The organism is Flavobacterium sp. UGB4466, from assembly GCF_903469665.1.
GTDB classification, from domain to species: domain Bacteria; phylum Bacteroidota; class Bacteroidia; order Flavobacteriales; family Flavobacteriaceae; genus Flavobacterium; species Flavobacterium lipolyticum.
Genome location: NZ_CAGKLC010000172.1, coordinates 1 through 5,623, shown reverse-complemented (window position 1 = coordinate 5,623; position 5,623 = coordinate 1). Strand labels below are relative to the sequence as shown.

Annotated in this window: 2 protein-coding genes; both read left to right on the top strand. The window is 36.5% G+C overall.

Going from position 1 to position 5,623, the window contains the following annotated elements:
* Nucleotides 1-384, top strand: a 384-nt coding sequence (locus JO950_RS21030) for an antitermination protein NusG (protein ID WP_202704400.1), incomplete at its 5' end; no start/stop codon positions are given.
* A gap of 260 nt (nucleotides 385-644) precedes the next feature.
* Nucleotides 645-5,623 (top strand): non-ribosomal peptide synthetase (locus JO950_RS21025; protein WP_202704399.1); only part of this gene is annotated, 4,979 nt, incomplete at its 3' end.

Here is a 5,623-nt window from a genome sequence, read left to right as displayed (position 1 = left end):
ATTCCATTATTTCCGAGTTATGTTTTTGTAAACATCAAATCCAATAAAGACTTTCATGATGCATTAAATGTAGAGAGTGGCTGTTCGTACTTGTCTTTCGGCAAAGAATATGGCAAAGTTTCCGAAGAAGAAATCGCTTATATCAGACTCTTCACCCAGGGAAAAGACATCACCGACGTTCAAGTCGAATCGGCACTGCCAAAAATAGGCGATAAACTTAAAATTGAACATGGTGAACTATCAGGTTTGGAATGCGAAGTTTTCAGAGTCGACAATCAGCACAGAATCAGTGTACGATTAAGTTCATTACGCCAGAATATCTCGGCCATAATACCATTGTCGTATCTATCCAATCCAGCAGAAAACGTCTTTGCTAAGGCGTAGTTTTAGATTTTCTTTTCCATTAGATTATCGCCTCCTCTATAATGGAGCGAATCAATAAAGTGATTTTTGTACTTGCTATAAAGTGTAAAAGATCTCTTATTTCAATCCTTTTTTACTACATCAAAATCTAGTTTTTACTACCTGGTAAAAACATCACAGCACATTGTCTTTTAGAACAATGTGTTTGGTGTTATACATAGGTTATTTTAAATATATCAGTTATTAATTCAAAAATAAAGCATTTAGAAAACACTATTACGATGAAAGATATCAAATCAATAATTACCGGCTTATTCAATAAAGAAGTGCAAATTTTTCTTGATGATTCAAAAGAAAATTTAAGAGTAACAGGAAATACAGCAGCTCTTACTGCAGAGGATAAAAACGATATTTCAACCAATAAAGATCGTCTTATCGCCTTACTTAAAAGCAGTAAAAACAGTTCGAAGTTTAACTTTGAAGTAATTTCTTCTATCCCTGTATCAGAAAGTTATGAGTTATCCGCAGGACAGCGCCGTCTTTGGACTTTAAGTCAGTTTGAAGGTGGGTCAGCTGTATACAACATGCCTATGCATACAACTCTGAAAGGGAGTTATGATATCGATTGTTTTCAAAAAGCAATAACAGCTACTATAGATCGTCATGAGATCTTACGTACGATTTTCAAGATGGAGGAGAATGGTGAGGTTAGACAATATGTACAGCCAACAGTGGCGGTAAATTTTGAGTTATCTTATGTTGATTTCAGAAATACTGTTGATACTCCAGCCAGTGTATCCCGCTACATCAGGGAAGATTCATCTGTAGCCTTTGATTTAGAAAAAGGCCCTTTATTTCGCGTAAGTTTGTTACAGACAGATGAAGAGACTTATGTTTTTTATTACAACATGCATCATATTATTGGTGATGGCTGGTCTATGAATGTATTAGCAAAAGATGTTTTTGCATTTTATGATTCTTTTGTAAATAATACTGCTCCGGCTCTTGCACCTCTTGCCATTCAATATAAAGATTATGCAAACTGGCAAGCGGTACAATTAGAGACTGAAAAGGCAGACATTGATAAAGCATACTGGTTAGAGCGTCTTTCCGGAGATTTACCAGTTTTAGATCTTCCTTCAGAGGGAATGAGACCTGCTGTTAAAACCCATAACGGGCACCACCTTAAATCGTATATTTCTAAAGAAAATACGGAAGACATCAAACGTTTTACAGAAGAGAAAAGAGGAAGTATCTTTATTAGCCTGCTGGCAACTTTGAATGTTCTTTTGCATAAATATACATCCAATACAAATATTATTATAGGAAGTCCGGTTGCAGGACGTGATCACGCTGATTTAACAGATCAGATAGGGTTTTATGTCAATACCTTAGCCTTGCATAATGTTGTAAATCCGCAAGAGAGTTTTGCAGCATTTTACAATCAGATAAAAGAAGATACTTTAACATCATTTGAGCATCAGATGTATCCTTTTGATCGTTTGATAGAAGATTTGAATAGTAAGCGTGATATCAGCCGCAATGCGATTTTTGATGCGATGCTAACCGTTCAAAATTCAGAAGCATCTTTAGCTGATGGAGTAATTTCAATTGATGATTTTGATACAATAAGAGACCTCGGAGCTACGATGGCTAAGTTTGATCTGCAATTTACTTTTACCGAAGCAGCCGACCATATTTCTTTTGACATTATCTATAATTCTGATGTATATGAAACAGAGATGATAAAAAGATTGATGACACATTATAAGCAATTGCTAAATGTGGTATTTACAAATCCTAATGAAGAGATAAAGAAAATACAATATTTAACACAGGAAGAGCAGCATCAACTGTTGTATGATTTTAATGCAACCAACGTTTTGTATCCCGGTGATAAAACGGTTGTGCAGCTGTTCCAGGAGCAAGTAGCGCAAAGAGCGAATGCAACAGCAGTGGTATTTGAAGACCAAAAGCTTACTTATCAGGAGTTAGATGTGTTGTCCAATCAGTTTGCTCATTTTCTACAATCAGAGTACCATATTCAAGCTGCCGATATGGTAGGTTTAGAACTGGATCGCAATGAGTGGTTTTTGGTGTCCATGTTTGGAATTCTTAAACTTGGAGCCGTATATGTTCCAATAAATCCGGAATTTGCTTCGGAGAAAATTTCGTTTATTAAAGAAGATGCAAACTGTAAAGTAAGTATAAATGATAGCATTTTACAGACTTTCAGACAAACAGCCAATCGATATGAAACCAGTTATGAAGTAGAGAATTTACAACCGGATTCGGCTGTATATGTGATGTATACGTCAGGTTCTACGGGAGTTCCAAAAGGAGTTGTAATTGAACAGAAATCAATTGTCAGATTAGTAAAAAATACAAATTATATTGACATAAGTGAAAATGACAGAATCTTAGGACTGTCGAACTTTTCATTTGACGGAGCGACTTTTGATATCTATATGCCTCTTTTAAACGGAGGGACTCTTGTAATCGCGGCAAAGGATATCTTTTTAGATTTGGATAAGTTTGATGCTCTGATAGAATCGGAAAAAATTGATAGTTTCTTTTTAACGACAGCGTTTTTTAATACCCTGGTCGATTCTAAATTGAATTCATTAAAAAAGTTAAAATGCATATTATTTGGGGGTGAGCAGGTTTCTGTAAAACACGTAGCGAAGTTTAAAGAACTGTATCCGGAAGTGAATCTGCATCATGTATACGGGCCAACAGAAAATACTACTTTTTCGACCTATTACGAAATTAAAGAGGTGAGAAAAAATCAGCGAACTATTCCTATAGGAGCTCCAATAGCAAATAGTACGGCTTATATCTTAGACAATCATAACGCATTAGTACCTATTGGCGTTTCGGGAGAGATTTGTGTGGGAGGCGATGGATTGGCGAAAGAGTATTTAAATCAGGGTGTACTAACAGAAGAGAAATTTATCGCACATCCGTTTATTCCTGGAAAACTGATTTACAAAACAGGAGATATTGGAAAATGGCTGCCAGACGGAAATATTGAATTTATCGGCCGAAAAGACAATCAGGTAAAAATACGAGGCCATAGAATCGAATTGGGTGAGGTAGAAAATGCGCTGTTAAAACAATCAGAAATAGAGGATGCCTTAGTTTTAGCACTTGAAAACAAAAACGGAGAAAAAGAAATAGTAGCTTACGTGGTTACCTCAGAAAACTATAATGTTGTGACATTAAGGAAGGCATTAAAAGAAATTATTTCTGATTATATGATTCCGTCTTATTTTATTCAACTGGAAAGTTTTCCTTTAAATTCGAATGGTAAAGTCGATAAAAAAGCATTACCTGCAGTAAACAGCAGTGATTTTGTTCAGCAGGAATATGTAGCACCTGTTACCAAAGTAGAAGAACTTTTAGTTGAAATCTGGCAGGATTTATTAAAAATCGAGCGAGTAGGAGTGACAGATGTTTTCTTTGAATTAGGAGGACATTCTTTGTTAGCTGTCCGTTTGTTGTCGGCTATTAAAAATGCGCTGAATGTTTCGGTGACTGTAAGTGACATATTCAATAATTCAACTATTTCGGCTTTAGCCTCTTTTATAGAAAGTAAGGACAATACAGCCGCACTTCCGTTGGTAACCAAACAAGAGTTACCTGCAGATATTCCGTTGTCATATGCTCAGGAGCGTTTATGGTTTATTGATAAATTAAAAGGGAGCGAGCATTACCACATGCCGGTCTTGCTAAACTTAAAAGGAGATCTTAAAATAGACTTTCTTTCTCAGGCGCTAAAAACAATTGTAGAACGTCACGAGACGTTGCGTACCTTTTTTGTAGAAAAAGAAGGTGTGGCATATCAGGCTGTACAATCCTCAGATCGTTGGGAATTGAATATTGTTTCAGGAATTTTAGATTCTAAGAAATTTATTGCCGAAGAAATCAACCAACCATTTGATTTATCAAAAGATTATATGCTGCGCGCTACAATTATTAAAGTATCAGATGAAGAACATATTTTAGTATTGGTACGTCATCATATTGCAACCGATGGCTGGTCTGAATCCCTTATTGTTAAGGAATTTAAAGAGCTTTATGCTTCGTATGCGTCAGGAAGAGAAGCCGATTTACCGGCGCTTAGTTTTCAATATACAGATTATTCGGTTTGGCAGCGTTCTGAGTTGTCTGGCGATGTTTTAGCAAAGAAATTAGATTATTGGGAGGCAAAACTAGGAGACGTAGCTCCTTCAGCACTGCCTACTGATTATCTTAGACCTGCTGTTCAAAGCAACCGTGGAGATTTCATCGGTTTAAAATTAGACAGCGACCGCAGCGAGGCACTACGCACTTATGCAAAAGAACAGGGAGTAACTTTATTCATGTTGTTATCGAGTATTTACAAAGTATTGTTATATCGTTACAGCGGACAGTCAGATATCTGTATCGGAACTACCGTTGCCAATCGTCCGCAGCAGGAATTAGAATCTATGATTGGATTCTTCGTGAATACTTTGGCTCTTCGAAGCGATTTATCCGGAAACCCATCGTTCAATGAGTTGCTGAAATCGGTAAAACAAACCACTTTAGAAGCTTACGATCATATCGCTGTTCCGTTCGAAAAAGTAGTAGATCGTGTAGAAAAAACAAGAGATAAAAGCAGAAGTTCTTTATTTCAGGTATTGTTCGTTTTAAACAACAATCCGGGAGCAAAAGTAGCAGAATTCAGTGATATTACCATTGAACCGATGGCAATGAACTATGATATAGCGAAGTATGATCTAACGATTTTTGCTGAAGACGGACCTGAAGGAATCTCTTTTTCATTCAACTATTGCACTGATCTTTTCAGCTCTTCTACGGTATCAGGATTAAGATCACATTACGAGAATTTACTAACAGCTGTCTTAGAAAACGGAACCTCATCAATAGGTGATTTGACGATGTTAAACACAGAAGAAGAGCAGGCATTGGTAGTAGACTGTAATACCCCTGATTATTTATTATCAGGAGAAGGAACTGTATTGTCTCTTTTTGAGGCACAGGCAGCTAAAACCCCTGATGCTATTGCATTTGTTTATAATGATAGCCGTATGACGTATAAAGAGCTGGATGAAGCCGCTACGAAATTAGCGTATTACTATCAGCAGACTTACGATCTGAAAGAAAATGATTTGATGGGGATCATGATGGATACTTCAAACTGGTCTTTACTGGGAATCTTATCCATTTTAAAATCAGGAGCGGGTTATGTTCCAATTGATCTTTCTTTACCAAA